Here is a 22,126-nt window from a genome sequence, read left to right as displayed (position 1 = left end):
TTTATGTCTATCACTTCACCTGTATCGAACTCTTCGGCCCCAACAGTCAAGGGGCCACACGGCACTCAGCCTGAAATTGACGCCAAGTCGCTAAGTCTAAATCTAAGCCCAACTCTCAGCCGAGCCGAATTACGCAAACAAATCCGTTTAGCCCGCCGCTCGCTTTCGACAGAGGTGCAAACCGAGGCAAGCCTTGCCGCATGTCAGCGAATGCTCGAAAAGCTCAGCGCGCTGAAGGCCCAGCATGTCGCGCTTTACCTCACCCACGATGGCGAACTGGCAACAGCTCCGCTTATCGAAGCGCTTTGGCAACAGCGGATTCAAACCTATCTGCCACGGCTGCACCCCTTTAATGCTGGGCAATTATTGTTTTTGCATTACCACGCCGACTCGGTAATGCTACCGAATCAATTCGGTATTTTAGAGCCACGGCTAGATGTGCGTAACGTTATGCCGATTGAGCGACTCGATGTGGTGATCACCCCGCTCGTTGCCTTTGATATCCAAGGTAATCGTATGGGCATGGGCGGCGGCTATTACGACAGAACGCTAGCTAATTGGCACAGCAAAGGCAAACCACTGCCCATGGGGTATGCCCATGATTGCCAACAAGTACCGAGCCTGCCATGCGAACATTGGGATGTGCCCTTGCCCGCTATCATCACCCCAAGTCGAGTATGGGAGTTTTGAATAAAGAAGGTGCTAGGTGCTAGATAACTAGATTCTAGGACCTAGGACCTAGGACCTAGAACCTAAAATCTAGATTCTTTTTTACCTTAAATGCCGCCCACCATCGACATTGTGGCTACGCCCAGTGACATAGCGGCTCGCCAATAGATAATCCACCAAGGCGATAATCTCTTGATTTCCAGCTTCTTTGGGCAAAATGGCCTTGGCTAAGGTCTTTTGCCGATAGGCTTCATCATCACTTGGATTAAAAAGGATCATCGCCGGAGCAATCGCATTCACTTTGACCTCGGGCGCTAATTTAGCCGCAAAAGATAAGGTTAAATTATCTAGCGCTGCTTTACTGGCCGCATAAGCCATGTGCTTGGCACTGCCCTTTTCGGCCACATAGTCAGTGAAATGGATAATATCGCTGGCGCCAATCTCGCCCTCGGCTCCCGCTTGTAGCTGCGGGGCTAACGCCAAGTTCATTTGATAGGGTACGCTCACATGCACCTGCATCATGCGCTGCATCACCTCATGGGGGGCAAGGCTTGGGCTGTTGTCTGGCAGCCAGTCAGAGGCATTATGGATAATGGCGCGGATTTTGGGGTATTGGCTCAATTGCTCAATCAGGGTTTGGAGCTGCGCATTATCGTAAAAGTCGCATTGGATTAAGGTCGCGCCCAAAGACTGCAACTCATCGATGCTGGGATAATGGCTGCGATAGGTGCCAATCACCTTGTGCCCTTGGGCGAGCAAGTGTTTCGCGAGGGCGTAACCAATACGTTTACCCACGCCAGTGATAATAATGGGAGCTGTCATATCCATCCTGTTATTTGCCAAGCACTGATTAAAAGCAAACGCATTTGGCAGATTGTTAATCGCACAATCACGTAATCACACAATCACGTCACTCATCGCAATAGCTTAATGCCTCTAGCCAAGAGTGTATAACAATTAAAACCGAAAACATGTCGATCTAAATGCCTGACAACTGCGTATACTCAGGGACACACAGTAAGAGGTAGACCTAATGGAACTGCGGATTTTTTTCGATGGCAATTGCCCATTATGTAGCGCCGAAATGCGTCAACTCAAAGCGCGCGATCCCGATGACAGAATTGAACTGGTGGATCTTAATGCTGACAATTTCAGCTCAAGATTCAGCTATATCGATAAAGACTACGCCAATACCATTCTCCATGGCGAAACCGCCTCCGGCCAAGTGCTGCTCGGGCTCGATGTCACTTGCAAAGCATGGGCGCTCACAGGCACTCGCCCTTGGGTACAAGTGCTACGCTTACCGCTTATCAAACCTATTGCGGATTGGTGCTACCTGAGATTCGCCAAGCACAGATACCGTATTTCCTATCTACTGACGGGTAAAGCTCGCTGTGACAGCCAATGCCAACTGCCTAAATAGCGAGACTCAAGATTAAGAACCCCTGTTTAGAGAACAAAGTTTAAAGCATAAAAAAACGGAGCCATTCGGCTCCGTTTTCTCATAATTCAGAAGAATTACTTAACGAAATCAACGCCTAGTTTGATATCGCCTTTCAGCGTATCTAACATAGAATCACGGGCGTTAGCTTCGAATGCGCTCACTTCACCGTAAGGCAGTACTTTTTCGATACCGTTTTTGCCTAACAATACTGGTTGAGCGAAGAATTCAGCGTGCTCGCTGCCGCCGTCAACGTAAGCACATTCAACGATGTTAGCTTCGCCTTGCAGACCACGAACCAGAGACATACCGAAACGGCATGCCGCTTGACCCATAGACAGCGTCGCGCTGCCGCCACCGGCTTTAGCTTCAACCACTTCAGTACCCGCGTTTTGGATACGTTTAGTTAAAGAAGCGACTTCTTCATCAGAGAAAGTCACGCCTTCAACTTGAGACAGTAATGGCAGAATAGTCACGCCACTGTGGCCGCCGATCACGTTGATTTTAACGTCAGCAACGTTTAAGCCTTTTAATTCAGCGATGAAAGTCTCAGAACGGATAACGTCCAGAGTGGTCACGCCGAATAAACGGTTCTTATCGTAAACACCTGCTTTTTTCAGCACTTCAGCAGCAATAGCAACTGTAGTGTTTACTGGGTTAGTGATAATACCCACGAGCGCTTTAGGGCAAGTAACAGCCACTTTCTCGATCAGGTTGCGAACGATACCTGCGTTGATATTGAACAGATCTGAACGATCCATACCAGGCTTACGTGCAACACCAGCAGAGATAAGCACAACGTCAGCACCCACGAGGGCAGGCGTTGGATCTTCACCAGCAAAACCTTTGATTTCAACCGCAGTTGGGATATGGCTCAAGTCAACCGCAACACCCGGAGTTACCGGTGCGATATCGTATAGAGACAGTTGAGAACCCGCAGGTAATTGAGTTTTTAACAGTAGGGCAAGAGCCTGGCCGATACCACCAGCAGCACCAAGTACAGCAACTTTCATAGTTATCTCCGTTATTTCTCGGATATTGTGACATGGATCTATTTTGCGTTGGCGTCACATTACTGGAATGTCACGCTAATTTCAATTATCCCTTAGTCGTTGATTCAAAGATTTACTAAAACAGCGCGTTGCAATGTTGAATATTTACTCTAGTTCAACAAATACATTTATAAATGAATTAGCACGAAGTGAGTTAATTGCATTTTTATTCAGTCATTGTGGTTATTTGTTGACAGTTTAACCAAAACTATTCAGAATAAGCCTGTTTTTTTGAATAAAGAATAAGACTATGCAAACGACCAAGAATCAGGATGACCTTGTTAGAATTTTTAAGGCGATTTTAAAAGAGGAGCGCTTTGGCTCCCAGAGTGAAATCGTCACCGCCTTGCAAGCAGAAGGCTTTACTAATATAAACCAATCTAAAGTGTCTCGTATGCTCAGCAAGTTCGGTGCCGTGCGCACTCGCAACGCTAAGCAGGAGATGGTTTATTGCTTACCTGCCGAATTAGGCGTGCCCACTGCGGGCAGCCCGTTAAAGAATTTAGTACTCGATGTTGACCATAACCAAGCGATGATTGTTGTCCGCACTAGCCCAGGCGCCGCACAATTAATTGCTCGTTTGTTAGACTCCATCGGTAAACCTGAAGGGATTTTGGGAACCATTGCGGGTGACGATACGATCTTTATTTGTCCATCTAGCATTCAAGATATCGCCGATACCTTGGAAACCATCAAATCTTTATTCAATTACGCAGAATAAAAAAACAGGTCAGCTTGCTGACCTGTTCTATTTCCACTGTACGCTTTTCAGTCCAGCATTAGCCTAATTTCAGGGCTTGTGTCCCACTTACGTTACAGTATTTAGCCGAAACTCCTCAGCCTTAGTAAGCCACACTGATCCTTTGATTGGGATGCGCCGCTTTTTCTGCTTCATCGAGCATGGCTTTGGCGTAATCACTCACCGAAATCCGGCTGCGGCCATTTGCATCGGTAAAGAAGCTATCGCCACCTAAACGGTAAGAGCCTTCACTTGCACCAGGGTAGATCTCTGCCGCTGGGCTGACAAAAGTCCAGTTAACAGTGGTGTTGGCGGCGCGAAATGCCTTCAATGCCTCACCTTGAGCCAGAGCTTCATCCTTATAGGCAGACGGGAAATCTGGGCTTGAAACCAAAGTTACTCCCGGTGCCACTTCTAGACTACCTGCCCCACCGACCCACAATAAACGTGGCACTTTAGCCTGTGGCAATACGGCTAATAGATTATTAACTGTTTTCGCCACTAAGCCGTGATTCTGCTCAGCGCGGCCGCCCACTGAAGCAATTAACACATCCACGCCTGCAAAGGTTTCAGCGGTTAATGGCTGAGTCAGGTCAACACTACGCACTTCTGCCGCCGTTTCACCAAGCTTGCTTGGGTCACGCACTAAGGCAACGACGTCATGACCACGGCTTAAGGCTTCATTTAAAATGGTTCCGCCAATCCAACCTGATGCACCTAATACTGCAATTTTCATTTGATAAGTCTCACTGCTGATTTAAATTGAGACCAGTTTACTTGCGATACTTAGCGTGATAAATATCGATAAATGAGCAGGATTGTTTCAGATTGAGATACTAATGGGTGTAATTATATATGGATAAAATCGCCGCCATGCGTAGCTTTATCGAAGTGGCTAACTGTGGCAGCTTTACTAAGGCCGCAGAACACCTCGATCTCAGTCGTTTACAGGTTTCTCGCCATATTCAAGAAATTGAGCAGTGGCTCAGTTTACGCCTGCTACACCGCACCACCCGCAGCGTTAGCCTGACCTTACAGGGTGAAGAAGCCCTGCAATATTGTCAGCGGGTGCTGAGTGAAGTCGCCGCAATGGAAAGCCGCGCCCATAGTCATAACACTGAATTAGTCGGCAGTATTCGTATTGCCACACCCGTCGGACTTGGGCAGCACAGTCTGTTTGATGTGGTCGATCGCTTTATAAAATTGCACTCTAAGGTCAATATTCAGCTGTTAATGTCGGACAGTTTTGCTCAATTAGTGGATGAGCGGGTGGACGTGGCACTGCGCTATACCGAGCAGCCCGATGAGAATTTGATTGCCCGTAAATTGATGAGCATAGATGCTGTGCTGTGCGCCGCGCCCAGTTACTTGGCTCAAGCCGAGCCGTTAACCGTCCCTAACGATCTGCTCAACCATAATTGCCTTATCCATAGCTCGCAGCAACATTGGCAGCTACTCAAGGAGCAACAGAGTGAGCGGATAAAACCTATGGGGAATCTGATGGCCAATGAAATGGGAGTGCTGGTCAGCGCCGCGTTGCGCGGGCATGGCATTGCCTACTTGCCCTGTGACTTAGCTAATCAATATCTGGCCAGCGGTCAACTGCAAGAAGTGCTCCCCGAATACACGGCACCAGGCCAAACCCTCTGGGCCGTGTACTTATCTCGCAGCTACCAACAAGCGCTAGTGCGCGCCTTTATCGATTTTACCGCTCAGCAATGGCGGCTCGATATCAATAAGTGGACAGCGGCGAGTTAAGCCCACAAACAAAAACGCACTGAGGCTTAAGGCTCAGTGCGTTTAGTCGCGATTTGCTAAGGGTTAATTATCGAATTGCATCAAAAAATCTAAGCTTGGGGCGAAAAACGACGAGCCAGTTAACGCACTGGTAAAGTGCATCAAGTGATCGTGATTACCCGCACCATCACCAAACACCATGCTATGGAGCATCTTCTCGAAGTGATCCGGTGTGCGGCAGGTTGAAATAAACATCAAACCTTGTTCTTTGAGCGAGCCGTAAGGCATGCTCTGGCGCAAAATCTCGATGGACTTGCCGTTTTCATCCTTGAGGTTTACCCGCTTGATATGGCTGGTTAATGGCTTATCTTCCGACTCGTATTCGATGTTGTCTTGCTTGGTACGACCGATAATATCTTCTTGCTTTTTAAGCGGTAATCTATGCCACTTACTCAAGTTGTGGGCGTACTTTTGTACGTGAATATAGCTGCCGCCCTTAAATTCAGGGTCTTCATCCCCAACCAAGGCGACCTCTTGGCGATGACGCCCTTTCGGGTTTTCGGTGCCATCGACAAAGCCCGTTAAGTCGCGACTATCCATAAATCTAAAGCCGCGCTCTTCTTCCACTAACTCGACTAAGTCTTCAAACATTTGGCTGATTTCGTTGGCGACTAAATGCAAAATGTCGTAACGATCGCAACGAAGATGCACAAACAGATCGTATTCGATCGCAGGCGCCTCGCGGTTACCCGCCTGCATCGCTGGGAAAGGCTTAAGCATTTCGGGGCGAGCATCGGGATAGAGACTGTCCCAATAGTTGGCGCCTATGGCCACAAAACCATTAAATGCACTATCGGAATACTGATCCGTCAACTCATAAATATACTGCGCAACGTTGGCAATACAGGGACGCAATTGCGATTCAACGTTATCGTTGTCGCTCGCATTAAACATCAAATAGACGCTATGTAAGTTTCCCTCTGCACACACACCTAACTGTTCACGCGGCATATTTTGAATATCCATCTGGTTATCACCCTGTTGTCGATTCATTTTCGGCAATATTATCCGCAACTTTACCTGAAAATGACATTAAGTAACGCACAGTTTGTCCGTCTTTGTGATGTAAAGGCCTTTTGAGGCTGAAATATAAAAATTGACGAGGCCATTACGCCTCGTCAATTTTGTCTATTCTGCATTCGCTTCAGTAGAGCAAAACGAGTGATGCGTTAATATCCTGCGGCATAACCATCCTTTCGGCTTTCTGATGCACCGCGGTAAACGCCCGTTTCAGCATTAAAGCCAATGGCTTGATAGCCACCGAAATCACCGAGAACATCGCGAAGCACATGGCCTTTCTTCATCAGCTCACGTCGAGTTTCAACGGGGAAGCCTGATTCAAGGCTCACATAGCCACCGTCATTCATTATCTCCCCCGTAGGCTCAGTCGAACCTGAGTGTAAAATTCTGGGGGCATCACCCGCTTCTTGCAAGTTCATTTTAAAATCAATCAGATTGATAATAATCTGCGCATGCATTTGCGGCTGTGTTGCGCCGCCCATCACCCCAAAACTGAGCCAAGGTTTACCGTCTTTGGTCACAAAGGCGGGAATAATGGTATGGAAGGGCCGCTTACCCGGCGCATAGGTGTTAAATCGACCTTCGGTGAGATCGAACATCTGCCCGCGATCTTGCAGCACAAAGCCGAGATCCGGCGGCGTCATACCTGAGCCCATGCCGCGGTAGTTACTCTGGATCAGCGACACCATGTTGCCGTCTTTATCCGCGGTAGTGAGATACACAGTATCCCCATGTTGCAGCGCAGGATTGCCGGCATCGACACTCTTAGCCGCCTTGTTTAAATCAATTAACTTGGCGCGATCGTAATTATACTGCTGCGAGATTAACTCTTTTACTGGCACTTTGTTAAAGGCCATATCGGCATAGAATTTCGCGCGATCGGCAAAGGCGAGTTTTTTCGCCTCTACAAATAAGTGCACATATTCGGGACTATTAAAGCCCATGGCGGCGACATCGAAGGGTTCCATGGTTTTTAAGATCTGTAGCGCAGCAATCCCCTGCCCGTTGGGCGGCAATTCCCACACATCGTAACCACGGTAGTTGACCGATACGGGTTCAATCCAGTCACTGGTATGGCTGGCTAAGTCTTCATAACTTAAATAGCCACCTTGAGCCTTGATGTATTTATCAATACTTTTGGCAATGTCACCCCTGTAGAAGGCATCGCGGCCGCCTTTAGCAATTTTCTCATAGGTGTTTGCCAGCGCAGGATTTTTGAAGATTTCGCCCACCGCAGGCATTTTGCCATTGGGCATATAGGTTTCTTTAAAACCGGGGAATTGAGCGAGCTTTTTACCGCTGCTCTCAAGGTAATAGGCAATCAACTCGGAGACAGGGAAACCTTCGCGGGCATAACGAATCGCTGGCGCTAAGTTATCGGCCATTGGTAACTTGCCGAACTTGTTGTGCAGTTCGAACCATCCATCCACCGCACCAGGAACGGATACGGGTAGCGGCCCCAAAGGAGGCAAGTAATCTAATCCGAGGGATTTTAGCTTCTCTAGCGTTAAGGATTTGGGGCTGCGACCGGAGGCATTAAGGCCATACAGTTTTTTATCTTTCGCGCTCCAAACAATGGCAAATAAATCACCACCGATACCTGAACCAGTCGGCTCGACTAAGCCCAGCATGGCATTCGCTGCAATGGCCGCATCGACGGCGCTACCGCCCTGCTTTAATACATCAATCGCGACCTGTGTCGCCAGCGGTTGACTGGTGGCCGCCATTCCGTGGGTAGCATACACTTCTGAGCGCGTCGCAAAGGCTTTACCCGTGATCCTATCCATGGCTAACACTCCCGATGACGACATGGCTGTCGCCACTGTGACTAAGGTACAAATTGATTTTATTGTTTTTATCATAATTCCTCCCACTCTGGAGGAATTAAGGTAACAAGGAAGGCTGAAAATATCAGCAAACGAGACATTTTTTGCTCAAGTTAAACGTAAGCAAAAATGTCATGCTTTCTGCTGATACACTGACATCTCGAGAGTGGCCTAGGCATTAAGACTCAAATAGCACTAGGGAATGTGGCTCAGTATTTAAGCCCACTCGCTGACCAACATTGAACTGCATAATTTGGCTACGTACTTCGACATAATGGGCGTGGGATGCCGCCTCGACTTTTACCCAATAATGACAAAATGCGCCGAGGAAGCGCCGCTCGGTAATTGTCCCTACGCCCGCATCATCGGCACTGAGCGCCAATTGCTGTGGCCGCAAAAACACTTGGCCATTAAATGCATTAGACTTTGACAAGGGCGTGAGGCTGCGCAGCTCACCAATGGGAGTGACAACACGGTGGCCATCAACGACCTCGGCGGGTAAATAGTTGCCACTTCCCAGAAAATCAGCCACATAGCGGCTATTTGGTGCGGCATATAAGTCTTCCGCTCGGCCATGTTGTACTATCACACCTTGGTTAAAAATGGCCAAGGTATCGGCAAACACAAAGGCCTCATCTTTGCTATGGGTAACAAAAACCGCACTAACATTACGCTGCTTTAGAATGCTACGGATCTCCGCCATCATGCTGTGGCGCACCTGTGCATCGATATTCGAAAAAGGCTCGTCGAGTAACAGTAATTGCGGCTCATAGGCTAATGCGCGGGCAATCGACACCCGCTGCTGCTGACCACCCGACAACTCATGGGGATAACGCTTGGCTAAGCCTTCAAGTTTTACTAGGGCGAGCATGTCATCTAACCGCGCCTTGCGCTGCGCTGGCGTTAATTTTGCCACACCAAAGAGAATATTCTCGGCGACGGTCAAATGGGGGAACAAAGCATAGTCTTGGAAAATCATCCCTATGCCCCGTTGCTCACTCGGCACAAATTGCCCTGCGCCGCTGACCGTCTTGCCATTGATTTGGATCTCACCTTGGCTAATCGCCTGCAATCCTGCCACCGCCCTGAGCAAAGTCGTTTTGCCGCAGCCACTTGGGCCGAGCAGCGCAAGGATTTCCCCTTGTGCCAGGGTTAAATCTAAGCCTTTGAGTACCTGTTGGCCCTGATAATCGCTATGAACTTGATGAAGATTGAGCGTACTGGTCATCGACTATCTTGCTCCAAGGAACGGTTTAAATAAATCAGTGGGACTAAACCCACGAGCACAATCACAATGGCGGGCAAGGCGCCATGTTCAAGCTTTTCGTCAGAGACAAACTGGAAGACATAGGTGGCGAGATTCTCAAACCCTATGGGACGCAGCAACAATGCCGCCGGTAATTCTTTCATGCTTTCGATAAACACCAGCAGCGCCCCGGCAAATAAGCCCTTGGTGAGTAGCGGTAAATGTACTCTTTGGAGTAAACGTCGAGGGCTTTGCCCAAGTGTTAGACTCACCATGTCTAATGAGGGCGGGATGCGTTTATAGCTAGTCTCAACACTGCCAATCGCAATGGCCACAAAGCGCACACAAAAAGCAAAAACCAGCGCAACCGTACTGCCAGTGAGCAAGAGCCCAGGGCCTGCCATCCCCAACCAATCGGCGACGTCGTTAATCGCAAAGTCGAGCAGGGTTAATGGCACCAATACACCAATGGCAAGTACCGTACCGGGTAAAGCATAGCCAGTTGAAGCCAAGCGCGATGGCAATGCATCACTCGTCCTTGGGCTAACGCGGCGGATAAACATCAATATCAATGCAATCGCGCAGCACACTAAGCTAGTAATGAGCGCGAGGCTCAAACTATTCACGCTCAATTGCCAGAAAATCGGATCCCAGCTCTGCTCAAAATAACCGATAGCGTAGGAGAGTAAAATTCCGCTTGGCAGCACAAAGGCCAGCAGTAACAAGGTGATGCAATAACCGAGGGCAAACAGGGTTTGCATCGGTGAGAGCCGATATAAATCGCTCGCTTGAATGCGGGACTGTTTTTGGAATAACTGCTGCTTACGGCGGGCAAAACGCTCAACGCCAATCAAGCTAAACACCACCAGCAGGATAATGGCCGAGAGCTTTGCCGCGGCGGTTAAATTGCCATAGCCCAACCAAGTGTCATATACGGCTGTCGTTAAGGTTGGCACGGCAAAATAGTTAACCGTTGCAAAATCCGCTGCGGTTTCCATCGCCACTAATGCCACACCCACGGCCAAGGCGGGCCTTGCCATTGGCAAAGATAAACGCCAAAAACTCTGCCACGGCGAGCAGCCCATGATCCTTGATGCATGCGCCAAATTTAAGGATTGCTCCATAAACGCGGTACGCGCTAACAGATAAATATAGGGAAATAACACCAGCGATAACACACACGCTGCACCACCTAAGGTGCGAATATCAGGGAAAAAGTAATCCTGCGGTGAGCTCCAACCAAAGAGCGCGCGCAAACTCCTTTGTACTGGGCCGGTGTAATCAAATAAATCCGTATACACGTAGGCAACAATGTAGGCTGGCATGGCTAAGGGCAATAACAAAGCCCATTGCAAATACCGTCTACCGACAAATTCACAGCGCGCCATTAACCAAGCGCAGGGCAACGCCAGCAACAGTGAGCCAATACTCACCCACAGGATCAACCATAAGCTATTAGTGATGTATGTCGGTAATACAGTAGAAAGTAGATGACCAAAAACGGCCTCATCGGGCTGAGCCGCTTGAAGAAGTAACGCAACGAGGGGTAACACCAGTAGCACAGCTATGGCATAACCAGTAAGCGACCAGCTTCTGGCTAATCCTAAAATCATGTGGCTCCTTTAAAGCAAGTGCGCCAATCAAGGCGCACTTATCGATTTAACTGCGTAACTAGAGGTCAAACTGAACTTCATCTAACAATTTCACCGCCGCTTGGTGGTATTCCGCCAGCTTGAAAATCGGCAACTTATCAGATTTAAACTCGCCCCAAGAGGCCACTAAGGTTGAAGGTGCAACATCGGCTTTTACTGGATATTCCATATTCACTTCGGCATAGGCTTTTTGCGCCACATCGCCAGAGAGGAATTCCATCAACTTGATAGCATTGTCTTTATTCGGCGCGTGGCGAGTAAGCACCATACCTGAAACGTTGACATGGGCACCGCGGTCAGCCTGATTAGGGAAATTAATCACCACGGCTTCAGCCCAGCTCTTTTGCTCCGGATCTTGCAGCATATTGCCATAGTAGTAGCTGTTACCAATCGCGATATCACATAAGCCTTCTTTTACCGCTTGAACCTGTCCGCGATCGTTACCTTGAGGCTTGCGGGCTAAGTTAGTTTTCACGCCCTGTAGCCACGTTTTCGTGTCCGCCTCACCGTGATGAGCAATCATCGAAGCCACCAAGGCGATGTTGTAAGGATGCTTACCGCTGCGAGTACAAATCTTACCTTTGTATTTAGGATCGGCGAGATCCTCATAGCGAATCGCTTGTGGGCCTAAGCGATCTTTTGCCGTATAGAGGTTTCGAACACGCATCGTCAAGGCATACCATTGCCCATCCGGATCGCGGTATTGCGCAGGAATATTGCTATTGAGCTGCTCACTTTTCACGGGAGAAGTCAGATCTTTTTCGACTAATTCGACCAAACGAGAAAAATCTGAAGTTAACACTAGATCGGCGGGCGATAAGCGACCTTCACGGGCGATACGTTCGGCAATCCCGTCTTTGGCAAACACCACATTCACGCCAATGCCTGTTTCTTCAGTAAAGCGCTTCAAGATGGGCTCAACCAAAAATGCTTGACGATAGGAATAAACCGTTAATTTTTCATCCGCATGTGCAGACTGTGCAACCGATATTAACCCAATTAAAGCGGCACAAGTTACCCATTTCATTCGCGATTTCTCCTCAAAATGATGACGTCAAACGTGAGTCGTTCTTAGACTAAAAATGATAATAGTTATCAGTTTCGCAAGAGTAATTGATCGACTTGAGGAGAGCAATAGTTAGTATAACTTTTTGTTTTTAATGAAATTAAGATGTAAAGAGGCGAATTATCTCAAACCAAACTAAACTGAATCTTAATTTTTAAAAATAGTTGGGAGGTATTATGTTTAGCATGCTACTACTCTTCATTACCATTCTTGGACTAGCGATATTTATGACCTACCAAAATAGTCAAAAGCAGCACAAGTCGTTTGCCAAAACCACGAGTTCGGCAAAACGAGCAAAGCACGGAACGACGATATTGAATGCCTTCCACTGCGTGAGTATTGAAAATGAAGCAAATTGCTGCAAACAGGTCGATGCAATTAAAGGAAAACGCTTCCTGTCAAAAGAAGCACCTGAAATTCCAGTGAAAGGCTGCACCCAAAGCCAATGTCAGTGCCACTATAAACACTATGACGATAGGCGCCAAGCTGGTAACGATCGCCGAGTTGACTACGGCATGACTAAAGAGCTCTTCGGCGCATTTGGTGAACATAATCGCCGAGATAAGCCTAAAGGCCGGCGCTTAACCGACCATTGACAATATTTATTGTGGGCGAGTATCTACAAACGCAGGTAAATCACGCATTTCGCTAAACCAGATCGCAGTCGCTGGAGCAACTTTACGCCAATCGAGTTCAGGGTGTCTGAAATCCATATAATCCAACAAACAGATTAACGCTAACTGTGGCGCTTGTATGGTTGCTTGAGTAATCACGCTCTGATGTTCCATCTGCATCAACCCACGCAGCAGAGCCTGCTCAAAACGTGATGTCCAAAAAGCTGATCTCACCCCCTCATCTTCACGCATTTGCTCTTGGCGCAACTTCACCGCGCTATCAATTAATCCCTTGATCATCGAGTACTGGCACTGCAATACCCAGTTATAAGGTTGACCGCCAAACATTTCCTGTGAACCTAATTCTGCGTCCAGATAACGCATAATCACTTCGCTATCGAAAATAGGCACGCCATCATTCGTGATCAGACAGGGAATTTGACCTAACGGATTAACATCAAGCAACTGTGCCGTATTTTCCATTGGATTAACGAGGACTTCTTCAATATCTTTAATCCCTAAATAACTGATTAAGCTACGAACACAGCGAGCATAGGGTGACGCAAGGGAGCAGAGCAACTTCATCAAAAAATCCTTCTAAACGACAACTATAAAGCAACGAATACGTTGGTAACGGATACTAAACACTCGCATTATTACCAATATTTTTCTACGGTAATTTGCCCAGGAGCACGGCGTAAATTTTTCGAGAGCCCCTTATCAAGCAATGCCGCTTGGGCGCCGCTAATCATCCCAGGATTACCGCAAATCATCACCTGGGAATCCGCCGCACTTAAGGTTAATCCGACTTTTCGCTCGATTTCACCCGAGACTAAGCCATCGGGGATACGGCATTGCAATGCGTCATCAAGCTTTTCACGGGTCACAGTTAAACACAGGATAAACTGATCTGGATATTGCATCGAATAAGCCTTTAGTTTATCGAGGTAGGCTAAATCTTTAGCTTCGCGCACACCATAGACAAGTACGATCTTCTCAAAACGCTGCCAAGGTTCGGCGGTATCCAGCATGGATAAGAATGGCCCGATGGCCGTACCTGTGGCTAAAAACCATAAATGCCGACCTTGTAATTCTCCCTTTGGGATCTCATCTAAGGTCATAAAACCCGTTGCCGTTGGAGTGATTTCTATTTCATCACCGATGGTAAGATTCTGTAATTGTGGGGATAACTGGCCATCCTCTACAGCAACAGCCAAAATTTCGGCATAGGGTTTATCGGGAGAATTAACAAGGGAATAAGCTCTAGCGATACGCTTATCATCTTGCAGTTGACTGAGTTTAATAAATTGACCGGGAATAAAGGGAGCTAACTCGGCCGCTATCCGCAGTGAAAATAACTTGTCGTTCCAATCAATACGTTCAATAACGCGTCCCCTAGTCCACATAACTCGCCCTCAAGCAAAACGTTAAATAGGCTCCTAGCATAGACGGTTATTCACACAACAAAAACCCCTTATTGTAAGGGGCTTAAGAGTTAAGATATGCAAGATTAAATTAAGTGTTAGTCGCTTGAGTCTCATTTGATTTTTTATTAAAACTGTCCCTAAAGGCCTGTAATCCTTCTTGAACGAGCCCATAGGTTTTATCCACACCATCGGCAATATCGCCCTGCAGCACTTTAAGACCAGATAAAATATCCCTCGCCTCTTTAAAGCCATTATCGATAGCGCCACCAATGATGGTCATAAAGCTGTCGAGCTGTTCGTCAAAACTCATATTCGAATTTTGCTGCTGATGAACACTAAAAAATTGCGTCGCGAAACTCACAATACGATCGGCAGTGGCCTCGGGGGACGTATCGACACCGTTATCATAGGCGGTTTGAATCGCGTTCTCGCCCATAGAAGGAGCTAACTCTTTGTTTATCGCTTCGATTGCTGCGCGATAAAGCAAGGTCATAGATTGATCACCCGACTTTAGGCTTACATCTTCCTGCGCCGATAGAATTGCTTGATTCATTAACTGCTTACTAGTTTGCTGCGCCGTCTGTTTAGAGGTGGCATCCACATTTTTCGTCTTATCACTATTTGCCGCGTTTTCAGCATATTTACTGTGGGTCGAAGAAGTGCTCTGTACCTGTGCAGGGTTATTGATTTCCATGATGCTAGTCCACTCAACTTGGGGAGACTTAATTATCGACCAAAATTTGAGCAACTTTAGCAATTTTATAAATTGCAGTACCATTCATACTTAATGCAATGATACAAATAGAGAATAGGTTTGTTTGTTCAATACCATCCTAACCCCCTCTTAATACTCGCCCATAAAATAAGGATATAAGGCATGGCAATCGCCCAATATTTACATGGTTTTTTGCGGCATAATCGAAGAATCGGTTTCAATTCAGGAACGCTAATACAATCATTACTGATAAGTCTGCTATTCTTCGCCAGCATTGGACTTAGTCCGATCAATCAAGCTATTGCCGATAATCGATTAATCATTCTCGTAAGACATGCAGAAAAAGCTGATGAGCCCGCAGGCGATCCTCCCCTTTCAGCCAGTGGCAATATACGTGCTCAGGCGCTTATCAGCGCCTTAAAACGTACCCCCATTTCGCAGCTGATTGCGACTCAATATCAAAGGACTCAGCAAACCTTATTACCGATTTCAACGGAGCGGCATTTACCGATTACTGTGCTCGAGGCAAAAAAACCTCTCGAACCCCATATCCAACATATTGTTGAACAAGTACATGCGGTTAAAGGTAACAGCTTAATTGCAGGGCACTCCAACACCGTGCCACTTATCATCAAGGCTCTCGGTGGCCCTGAAATTACCAACATCAGTGAAGATGATTACAGCCAGTTGTTTTTACTTTCCATTAATGATGGACAACCTGCCAGCTTGATCTCCACCCGCTACGGCAATGAATAGAGGATAACAAGATGCACGAATTGAATTGGTTTATGTGGGGACTAGATCTCTTATCTGGGCTGTTTTTAATCATTATCGGTTTTGGCGCTCTAGCCATTGTCTACATGTACTTTGCTGACAAATTGCAAACCAAACAGGCAGTACGCCATAACTATCCTGTGATTGGTCGTTTTAGATATTTATTTGAGAAACAAGGTGAATTTTTCAGACAATACTTTTTTGCCCAGGACAGGGAAGAACTCCCCTTTAACCGCGCAGAACGAAGCTGGGTATATAGAGCGGCTAAAAATGTCGATAGAACGATAGCATTTGGCTCGACCCGGCCCTTGGACACGACAGGTACGATTATGTTTATGAATACCGCCTTTCCGACCCAAGATGAGGACATTACACCCATTCATCCGCTGACTATTGGCGCCGATTGCCGCGAACCTTACACCACAAATACCATTTGCCACATCTCTGCCATGAGCTTTGGCGCTCTGTCCCGCCCCGCTATCACCGCCTTATCCCATGGTGCGGCGCAGGCAGGTTGTTGGTTAAATACCGGTGAAGGCGGTTTAAGCCCTTATCATTTAAAGGGCGGCTGTGATTTAGTCTTTCAAATCGGCACCGCCAAATATGGCGTTCGTAACGAGCACGGCCATTTAGACGATAACAAACTCAAAACAATTGCGGCGCACCCTCAAGTCAAAATGTTTGAAATCAAAATGAGTCAAGGCGCAAAACCCGGTAAAGGTGGCATCCTACCTGGCGTAAAAGTGACAGAGGAAATCGCCCATATTCGCGGTATTCCACAGGGACAAGATTCCATCAGTCCCAACGGTCATATCGAGTTTAAAAATGTTGGCGATATTCTGGATATGATTGCCAGAGTGCGCGAAGTCACGGGTAAACCCACAGGAATAAAAGCCGTACTCGGCGACGTAACATGGCTTGAGGATTTTTGCGATGAAATTGAACGTCGTGGAGAAGCATCTGCTCCAGACTTTTTTACCTTAGATAGCGCCGATGGTGGAACAGGTGCCGCGCCGCAACCTTTAATGGATTGTGTTGGCCTACCGCTAAAAGAAAGTCTACCTATTTTGGTTAATGTATTGATTCAACGTGGATTGCGTAAACGTATCAAAGTGATCGCCTCTGGTAAACTCATCGTCCCTTCACGGGTCGCTTGGGCGCTCGCCTTAGGCGCTGACTTTATCGCCTCAGCCCGTGGGAATATGTTCGCCTTAGGCTGTATTCAAGCATTGCAATGCAACAAGGATACTTGTCCCACTGGAATTACCACACACAATAAAAAACTTCAGCAAGGACTTGATCCAAAAGATAAATCTAACCGAGTTGCCAATTATAACCATAATCTACACCACGACTTGGCGCTAATAGCCCATGCATGTGGGGTAACAGAACCAAGGCAGCTCAAACCTTCCCATGTGCGGATTGTACTTGAAAGTGGCTTGTCGGTTTCACTGGATAAATATTATTCCCATATCAATCAATAATTATAAATTTCCAGTGCATAACATACGACTTTCATCTAAAGTTAATTCAGCAATAACTAATTTGAATGTGTATCACAAAAGGAGTAAAATCCGTGATACACGCATTGAATTAAATCATTTCATATTTATTGTTAAGGAAACACTGTGAAATCTAGCTTTGTAAGCCAAATGTCTGACAGCAAAACTGCCAGCACAAGCTGTAAGAGCTGTAATCGCTTAACAGAGATCGAAGGCGAGCTGTTGTGTTTTCGTGAAGGTCAAGTCATTCGTCTGAAACGAATTGACGACTCGACCAATAAATTCAATCTGCTGTGTGAAGGTTGGAAGGCTGGAAAACCCAAGGGGATATAATTTTATATATCCTATTATTCTGCTTAACAAACACCATGAATATCAGCGTTATATTCATTCGTTCCACGAATAATCCCAGCCAGTCCCATATCTAGATTCAGTTTGGCCAGCGTTAACCGTCTTGTTGTCACTTTCAGACCTGCATTGAGCTCAGCATGAATTCGTTGTAGCGAATCATAATCTACACCGCGCTTTTGAAGCGTTGCCATAATGGCAAACCAGTCTGTGCTGACTTTCTCTTCTCTGCCTTCAATATTGACTCTTAATGCCATATTTTCCATGCCAAGCACCTCTTATGATTATTTGCTTGGATTCGAGTATAGAGAGCCTTAGCTGAATAAAAACTGAATTGTCCCAACGCTATTAGACTTACAGCAAACGCTTTTGATAATTACACCAAGAGCTGTTGTTGTTCATTTTGTATCCGCCACAACTTAGCGTAAAGGCCGTCCTGGGCTAATAATGCTGTATGATGTCCCTGCTCAACAATTTCGCCTTTGCTTAAAACAACAATCTGATCAGCATCAACAATAGTCGATAATCGATGTGCAACCACTAAGCTGGTGTGTCCTTTGGCCACCTCGCGAAGGGCCGTTAAAATAGCCTGTTCGGAGCGACTATCGAGGGATGAAGTCGCCTCATCAAATACTAACACTGGCGATCCTTTTAAGATCGCGCGAGCAATCGCAACTCGTTGTTTCTCGCCACCTGAAAGTTTTAATCCCCGCTCACCCACTTTGGTATCCCAACCCTGTGAAAGTGAAGCAATAAAATCTTCTAAATGAGCGAGTTTAATAGCATCGCGCACTTCGTCATCACTCGCATCAGGGCGACCATAACGAATGTTCTCAACTAAAGAATCATTAAATAACACTGTATCTTGTGGCACTATCGCAATCGCTCTGCGAAGCGCATCTTGTGTTAACTGGCGAATGTCGTGTCCATCAATCAAAATACGTCCTTGCTCTACATCGTAAAAGCGGAACAATAGTTTGATTAATGTGGATTTTCCCGCACCGCTATCCCCAACCACAGCGACCTTTTTACCCGCTGCAACCTTAAAACTAACATTACGCAGTATGGGTCTGTCATCATAGTTAAAACTGACCTGCTCAAAACTGAGCTCGCCACGGGAAGGGTGAAAATCTAATGCATCGGGTTTATCTATAATACTAGGGTGTTTATCCAGCAAACTGAACATCCGCTCGATATTGGCTAAAGCGCCACGGATTTCACGGTAGACAAATCCCAAGAAGTTTAGCGGCATAAAGAGCTGCATCATAAAAGCATTGATCAACACAAAGTCACCTATGGTCATTTCATTGTTGGTCACTTTATAAGCCGCTAACACCATCATCGCCGTCATCGCTAAGGCAATAATCAGCGCCTGCCCGCCGTTGAGGGCAAAAAGCGATAAACGATTCTTACGCTTAGCGACTTCCCATTGTTCTAGGGCCTGATCGTATCTATCCGATTCATATTTCTCGTTATTAAAATACTTCACGGTTTCATAATTCAGCAGGCTGTCGATAGCGCGGGTATTCGAGAGGGAGTCGGCCTTGGCGGCATCGCGCACATATTCGGTACGCCACTCGGTAGCAATGACCGAAAACCAAATGTAGGCCATCACGGAGGTAAAAGTGATCGCAGCAAAGGCAAGTCCATAATTAAAAAAGAAAATGCCAATGACCATGGCAATTTCTAACAGCGTCGGCACTATGTTAAACACCATAAAACGCATCAAAAAGCTCACGCCACTGGTGCCACGTTCAATGTCTCGCGATAAACCGCCCGTGCGTCGCTCTAAGTGAAAATCCAAATCGAGGCGATGTAGGTGATCAAACACCGCAAGGCCTAAACGCCGAATAGCCCGCTCTGTTACTCGACCAAATAAGGTATCGCGAATTTCCCCCGTAATGGCAGTTAACAGTCGTACTGCGCCATAGGCCAATACTAAGCCGATAGGCACACTCAAGGCCTGCGCTGTTTTATTAACATCTAAAGTATCGACTATATCTTTGAGAATAAACGGCAAACCGACACTAGCAAGCTTAGCAACAATAAGGCAAGACATAGCCAATGCCACCCGCCCCTTATATTCAAGCAAATAGGGCCAGAGCAATTTAATCACATGCCAATTGAGCTTATCGATGGGACCTTCAAAGTACAGTGTTGGACGCATATATCTAAACCTTTGCCTAAGTCGGTCAATTGTAACAGCATGGCGAATAATAAAGTGAATCAAAGGATAAAGTTTTAATAAAATCAATCAGATTTTTCTGACAGACAAACCACTTATCACTTGGCACAATTACCACTTATACCAGCTGCCGGTACTGAAGTAATGAGACGTCTTTAATTAGATATCCGCATAGAAGTGCCTCGATATAAAAATGTCACACTAACGACTTACCCTAGGAGAAATCACTAAGGGCTTATTAACGATAAGAAATGCCATAGTTGCAAGGTTTTATCCGAATAATGAACGCTAAAATAGGCTGCGATAACATGGATTGGAGTGTTGATTATTTTGTCGGTTTTACCCAAAATGCCCCATGGACTTAAGTTCACTAGCAGCAGGATTTGCAAACCTCTGGCCGCAGCAGCGAGCGAAGCAATATGCTCTGTACTCGTTTTGCGATAACACTAAGATAACTCAAATAAATCAAGATCGAAGGATGCTTTATGTTGGATTCAGCCAAAGTTCAATACCCGCCGTTACCACTGATCCAAACTTGGGTGTGGATGATGATCGAGTCAGGGAATCCAGAAATTCAGGACAAAGGCCGAAATAACCTGATTGCCGCTTTTGGTAGCTTAGCCAAAGCGAACGAATATTTAGCCGAAATGAGCAAAAAATAATAAAAATAAAGGCGCTGGGATAGCGCCTTTGTTTTTGATCTTTAAGCGTATTAATCGCGCTGACGACGCTCAATTACACTCTGATTTAACACCGCTAACAAACGTTCCGTATCTTCCCAGCCAATACAAGCATCGGTGACACTCTGACCATAACATAAGGCTTGACCTTCGATCAGATCTTGGCGTCCCTCGACTAAGTGACTTTCAACCATCACACCGAAAATTGCCTTATTACCCGCCGCTATTTGCTCAGCAACCTCGTTCGCAACCTGCATTTGACGTTGATATTGTTTACTGCTGTTGGCGTGGCTAAAGTCGATCATGATATTGTCGACTAGCTTAGCCTTTTTCAACTGCTCGCTGATTTGCGCCACATGGCCTGCGCTATAATTTGGCTCACGGCCGCCACGCAAAATGATATGACAATCAGGATTACCTTTGGTCGACACAATCGCCGAATGGCCAAATTTAGTGACCGATAAAAAGTGGTGCGGCGCATTCGCGGCGCCAATGGCATCAATCGCCACCTTAATCGTGCCGTCGGTACCATTTTTAAAGCCTACTGGACAAGATAACCCCGAGGCCAACTCGCGATGTACTTGTGATTCCGTAGTGCGAGCACCAATAGCGCCCCAACACATCATATCCGCCACATACTGCGGGGTAATCATATCGAGAAACTCACCCGCGGTCGGCATGCCAGAGTCATTCAAATCGACTAAAAGTTTACGCGCAGTACGCAAACCATCGTTCAGTTTGAAGCTGTTATCCATATAAGGATCGTTGATGAGCCCCTTCCAACCCACTGTGGTACGCGGTTTTTCAAAATACACACGCATCACCACTTCGAGCTGATCTTGATAACGTTCTCTTAGCGCAACCAGTCGCTGGCCATATTCCAATGCGGCTTTAGGATCATGAATAGAGCAAGGGCCAATAACGACTAACAAACGATCATCTCGGCGGGCAAGAATGTTATGGATGCTTTGGCGGGCGTTAAACACAGTTGCAGCAGCGTTTTCGGAAGCAGGAAATCGTTCAAGAATCGCAATCGGTGGAAGTAACTCTTTGACTTCATTAATGCGAACGTCATCATTTTGGTAATACATAATTTACTGCTCCAACTCTCGTGTTTAGGCTATTTTTATCGCTGCAATAGGGATCTCGACTGCAATACTGAATTCAATTTATCCAGTATGCGCCGCTAATGCAACCAAGTTGTCTCCATTTCAACAAATCAGCTATAAGGTCTTGTTTTAACATATTTTTAAAAAATACAAATTCAAATATTTCAATGTGATATGCAAACTAAAGCCAAGCAAGTGTTGGGGTTGGAAGCAAGCGGTGATGAAAGCGGAAAATTAAAAACCTCCTTTATCAGGTATTAAGCA

Annotated in this window: 23 protein-coding genes; 9 read left to right on the top strand and 14 right to left on the bottom strand. The window is 46.5% G+C overall.

Features of this window, described 5'->3' with window-relative positions; all coding sequences use genetic code 11:
• Positions 1-3: 3 nt before the first annotated feature.
• Entirely contained in the window at positions 4-690 is a 687-nt protein-coding gene (locus MMG82_RS12460; RefSeq protein WP_047540667.1) for a 5-formyltetrahydrofolate cyclo-ligase, read from the top strand.
• A gap of 81 nt (positions 691-771) precedes the next feature.
• Here MMG82_RS12460 and folM read toward each other — a convergent pair whose 3' ends face one another.
• On the bottom strand, positions 772-1,491 hold the full coding sequence (gene folM, locus MMG82_RS12455) for a dihydromonapterin reductase (protein WP_047540670.1): 720 nt from the start codon (positions 1,489-1,491) through the stop codon (positions 772-774).
• Between the two features lie 211 nt (positions 1,492-1,702).
• Here folM and MMG82_RS12450 point away from each other — a divergent pair, with 211 nt between their 5' ends.
• Positions 1,703-2,092 (top strand): DUF393 domain-containing protein, encoded by a 390-nt coding sequence (locus MMG82_RS12450; RefSeq protein WP_047538797.1) that lies wholly within the window; start codon positions 1,703-1,705, stop codon positions 2,090-2,092.
• 95 nt (positions 2,093-2,187) lie between these two features.
• Here the strand turns inward: MMG82_RS12450 and mdh are convergent, their stop codons facing one another.
• On the bottom strand, positions 2,188-3,123 hold the full coding sequence (mdh, locus tag MMG82_RS12445) for a malate dehydrogenase (protein ID WP_037414331.1): 936 nt from the start codon (positions 3,121-3,123) through the stop codon (positions 2,188-2,190).
• A gap of 289 nt (positions 3,124-3,412) precedes the next feature.
• Here mdh and argR point away from each other — a divergent pair, with 289 nt between their 5' ends.
• Positions 3,413-3,883 carry a transcriptional regulator ArgR gene (gene argR, locus MMG82_RS12440; protein WP_011071072.1) on the top strand — a complete coding sequence of 157 codons (471 nt, stop codon included), beginning with the start codon at positions 3,413-3,415 and terminating at the stop codon, positions 3,881-3,883.
• Between the two features lie 121 nt (positions 3,884-4,004).
• Here the strand turns inward: argR and MMG82_RS12435 are convergent, their stop codons facing one another.
• Entirely contained in the window at positions 4,005-4,637 is a 633-nt protein-coding gene (locus MMG82_RS12435) for an NAD(P)-dependent oxidoreductase (protein ID WP_099457006.1), read from the bottom strand.
• 119 nt (positions 4,638-4,756) lie between these two features.
• Between MMG82_RS12435 and MMG82_RS12430 the strand changes: the two genes are divergently transcribed.
• Positions 4,757-5,659, top strand: a complete 903-nt coding sequence (locus tag MMG82_RS12430; protein ID WP_241406912.1) for a LysR family transcriptional regulator — start codon at positions 4,757-4,759, stop codon at positions 5,657-5,659.
• Positions 5,660-5,722: 63 nt separating this feature from the next.
• On the opposite strand, the gene MMG82_RS12425 is transcribed toward MMG82_RS12430, so the two are convergent.
• The 5 genes from MMG82_RS12425 to MMG82_RS12405 form a co-directional block, all read right to left on the bottom strand.
• Positions 5,723-6,664, bottom strand: coding sequence for a Dyp-type peroxidase (locus MMG82_RS12425; RefSeq protein ID WP_037414323.1), 942 nt, complete (start codon positions 6,662-6,664; stop codon positions 5,723-5,725).
• A gap of 203 nt (positions 6,665-6,867) precedes the next feature.
• On the bottom strand, positions 6,868-8,580 hold the full coding sequence (gene ggt / locus MMG82_RS12420) for a gamma-glutamyltransferase (protein ID WP_241406911.1): 1,713 nt from the start codon (positions 8,578-8,580) through the stop codon (positions 6,868-6,870).
• A gap of 142 nt (positions 8,581-8,722) precedes the next feature.
• Positions 8,723-9,772 (bottom strand): ABC transporter ATP-binding protein, encoded by a 1,050-nt coding sequence (locus MMG82_RS12415; RefSeq protein ID WP_037428482.1) that lies wholly within the window; start codon positions 9,770-9,772, stop codon positions 8,723-8,725.
• The gene (locus MMG82_RS12410) at positions 9,769-11,403 is read right to left on the bottom strand and encodes an iron ABC transporter permease (RefSeq protein WP_241406910.1); all 1,635 of its coding nucleotides are present in this window, start codon (positions 11,401-11,403) and stop codon (positions 9,769-9,771) included. The genes MMG82_RS12415 and MMG82_RS12410 overlap by 4 nt, the downstream gene beginning before the upstream one ends.
• A gap of 58 nt (positions 11,404-11,461) precedes the next feature.
• Positions 11,462-12,469 (bottom strand): Fe(3+) ABC transporter substrate-binding protein, encoded by a 1,008-nt coding sequence (locus MMG82_RS12405; protein WP_241406909.1) that lies wholly within the window; start codon positions 12,467-12,469, stop codon positions 11,462-11,464.
• Between the two features lie 215 nt (positions 12,470-12,684).
• Here MMG82_RS12405 and MMG82_RS12400 point away from each other — a divergent pair, with 215 nt between their 5' ends.
• Positions 12,685-13,104 carry a hypothetical protein gene (locus MMG82_RS12400; protein ID WP_241406908.1) on the top strand — a complete coding sequence of 140 codons (420 nt, stop codon included), beginning with the start codon at positions 12,685-12,687 and terminating at the stop codon, positions 13,102-13,104.
• A 6-nt stretch (positions 13,105-13,110) separates the two neighbouring features.
• Here MMG82_RS12400 and MMG82_RS12395 read toward each other — a convergent pair whose 3' ends face one another.
• The 3 genes from MMG82_RS12395 to MMG82_RS12385 form a co-directional block, all read right to left on the bottom strand.
• Positions 13,111-13,707: a glutathione S-transferase N-terminal domain-containing protein gene (locus MMG82_RS12395; RefSeq protein ID WP_218737443.1), complete on the bottom strand. Its 597-nt coding sequence runs from the start codon at positions 13,705-13,707 to the stop codon at positions 13,111-13,113.
• Positions 13,708-13,778: 71 nt separating this feature from the next.
• Positions 13,779-14,528, bottom strand: coding sequence for a ferredoxin--NADP reductase (locus tag MMG82_RS12390; RefSeq protein WP_144345375.1), 750 nt, complete (start codon positions 14,526-14,528; stop codon positions 13,779-13,781).
• A 109-nt stretch (positions 14,529-14,637) separates the two neighbouring features.
• On the bottom strand, positions 14,638-15,243 hold the full coding sequence (locus tag MMG82_RS12385; RefSeq protein WP_037414307.1) for a DUF5610 domain-containing protein: 606 nt from the start codon (positions 15,241-15,243) through the stop codon (positions 14,638-14,640).
• 183 nt (positions 15,244-15,426) lie between these two features.
• Between MMG82_RS12385 and MMG82_RS12380 the strand changes: the two genes are divergently transcribed.
• The 3 genes from MMG82_RS12380 (at position 15,427) to MMG82_RS12370 (ending at position 17,873) form a co-directional block, all read left to right on the top strand.
• The gene (locus MMG82_RS12380) at positions 15,427-16,020 is read left to right on the top strand and encodes a histidine phosphatase family protein (protein WP_241406907.1); all 594 of its coding nucleotides are present in this window, start codon (positions 15,427-15,429) and stop codon (positions 16,018-16,020) included.
• A gap of 11 nt (positions 16,021-16,031) precedes the next feature.
• Positions 16,032-17,522: an FMN-binding glutamate synthase family protein gene (locus MMG82_RS12375; RefSeq protein ID WP_047538818.1), complete on the top strand. Its 1,491-nt coding sequence runs from the start codon at positions 16,032-16,034 to the stop codon at positions 17,520-17,522.
• Between the two features lie 144 nt (positions 17,523-17,666).
• Entirely contained in the window at positions 17,667-17,873 is a 207-nt protein-coding gene (locus MMG82_RS12370; protein ID WP_037414301.1) for a hypothetical protein, read from the top strand.
• A gap of 23 nt (positions 17,874-17,896) precedes the next feature.
• Here the strand turns inward: MMG82_RS12370 and MMG82_RS12365 are convergent, their stop codons facing one another.
• Together MMG82_RS12365 and MMG82_RS12360 are read right to left on the bottom strand one after the other, a co-directional pair.
• Complete coding sequence (locus MMG82_RS12365; protein WP_037414299.1) at positions 17,897-18,154, bottom strand: hypothetical protein; 258 nt, start codon at positions 18,152-18,154, stop codon at positions 17,897-17,899.
• 110 nt (positions 18,155-18,264) lie between these two features.
• Complete coding sequence (locus MMG82_RS12360; RefSeq protein WP_047538821.1) at positions 18,265-20,055, bottom strand: ABC transporter ATP-binding protein/permease; 1,791 nt, start codon at positions 20,053-20,055, stop codon at positions 18,265-18,267.
• Positions 20,056-20,558: 503 nt separating this feature from the next.
• On the opposite strand from MMG82_RS12360, the gene MMG82_RS12355 reads away from it, so the two are divergent.
• Complete coding sequence (locus MMG82_RS12355) at positions 20,559-20,735, top strand: hypothetical protein (RefSeq protein WP_011624090.1); 177 nt, start codon at positions 20,559-20,561, stop codon at positions 20,733-20,735.
• A 50-nt stretch (positions 20,736-20,785) separates the two neighbouring features.
• Here the strand turns inward: MMG82_RS12355 and aroG are convergent, their stop codons facing one another.
• Entirely contained in the window at positions 20,786-21,844 is a 1,059-nt protein-coding gene (gene aroG, locus MMG82_RS12350) for a 3-deoxy-7-phosphoheptulonate synthase AroG (RefSeq protein ID WP_047538823.1), read from the bottom strand.
• Positions 21,845-22,126: the final 282 nt, after the last annotated feature.

It is taken from the genome of Shewanella sp. MM_2022_3 (assembly GCF_022557375.1).
GTDB lineage: Bacteria > Pseudomonadota > Gammaproteobacteria > Enterobacterales > Shewanellaceae > Shewanella > Shewanella xiamenensis.
Note: the sequence above shows the minus strand (reverse complement) of the source record. Positions and strands in the feature narration are given on the sequence as shown.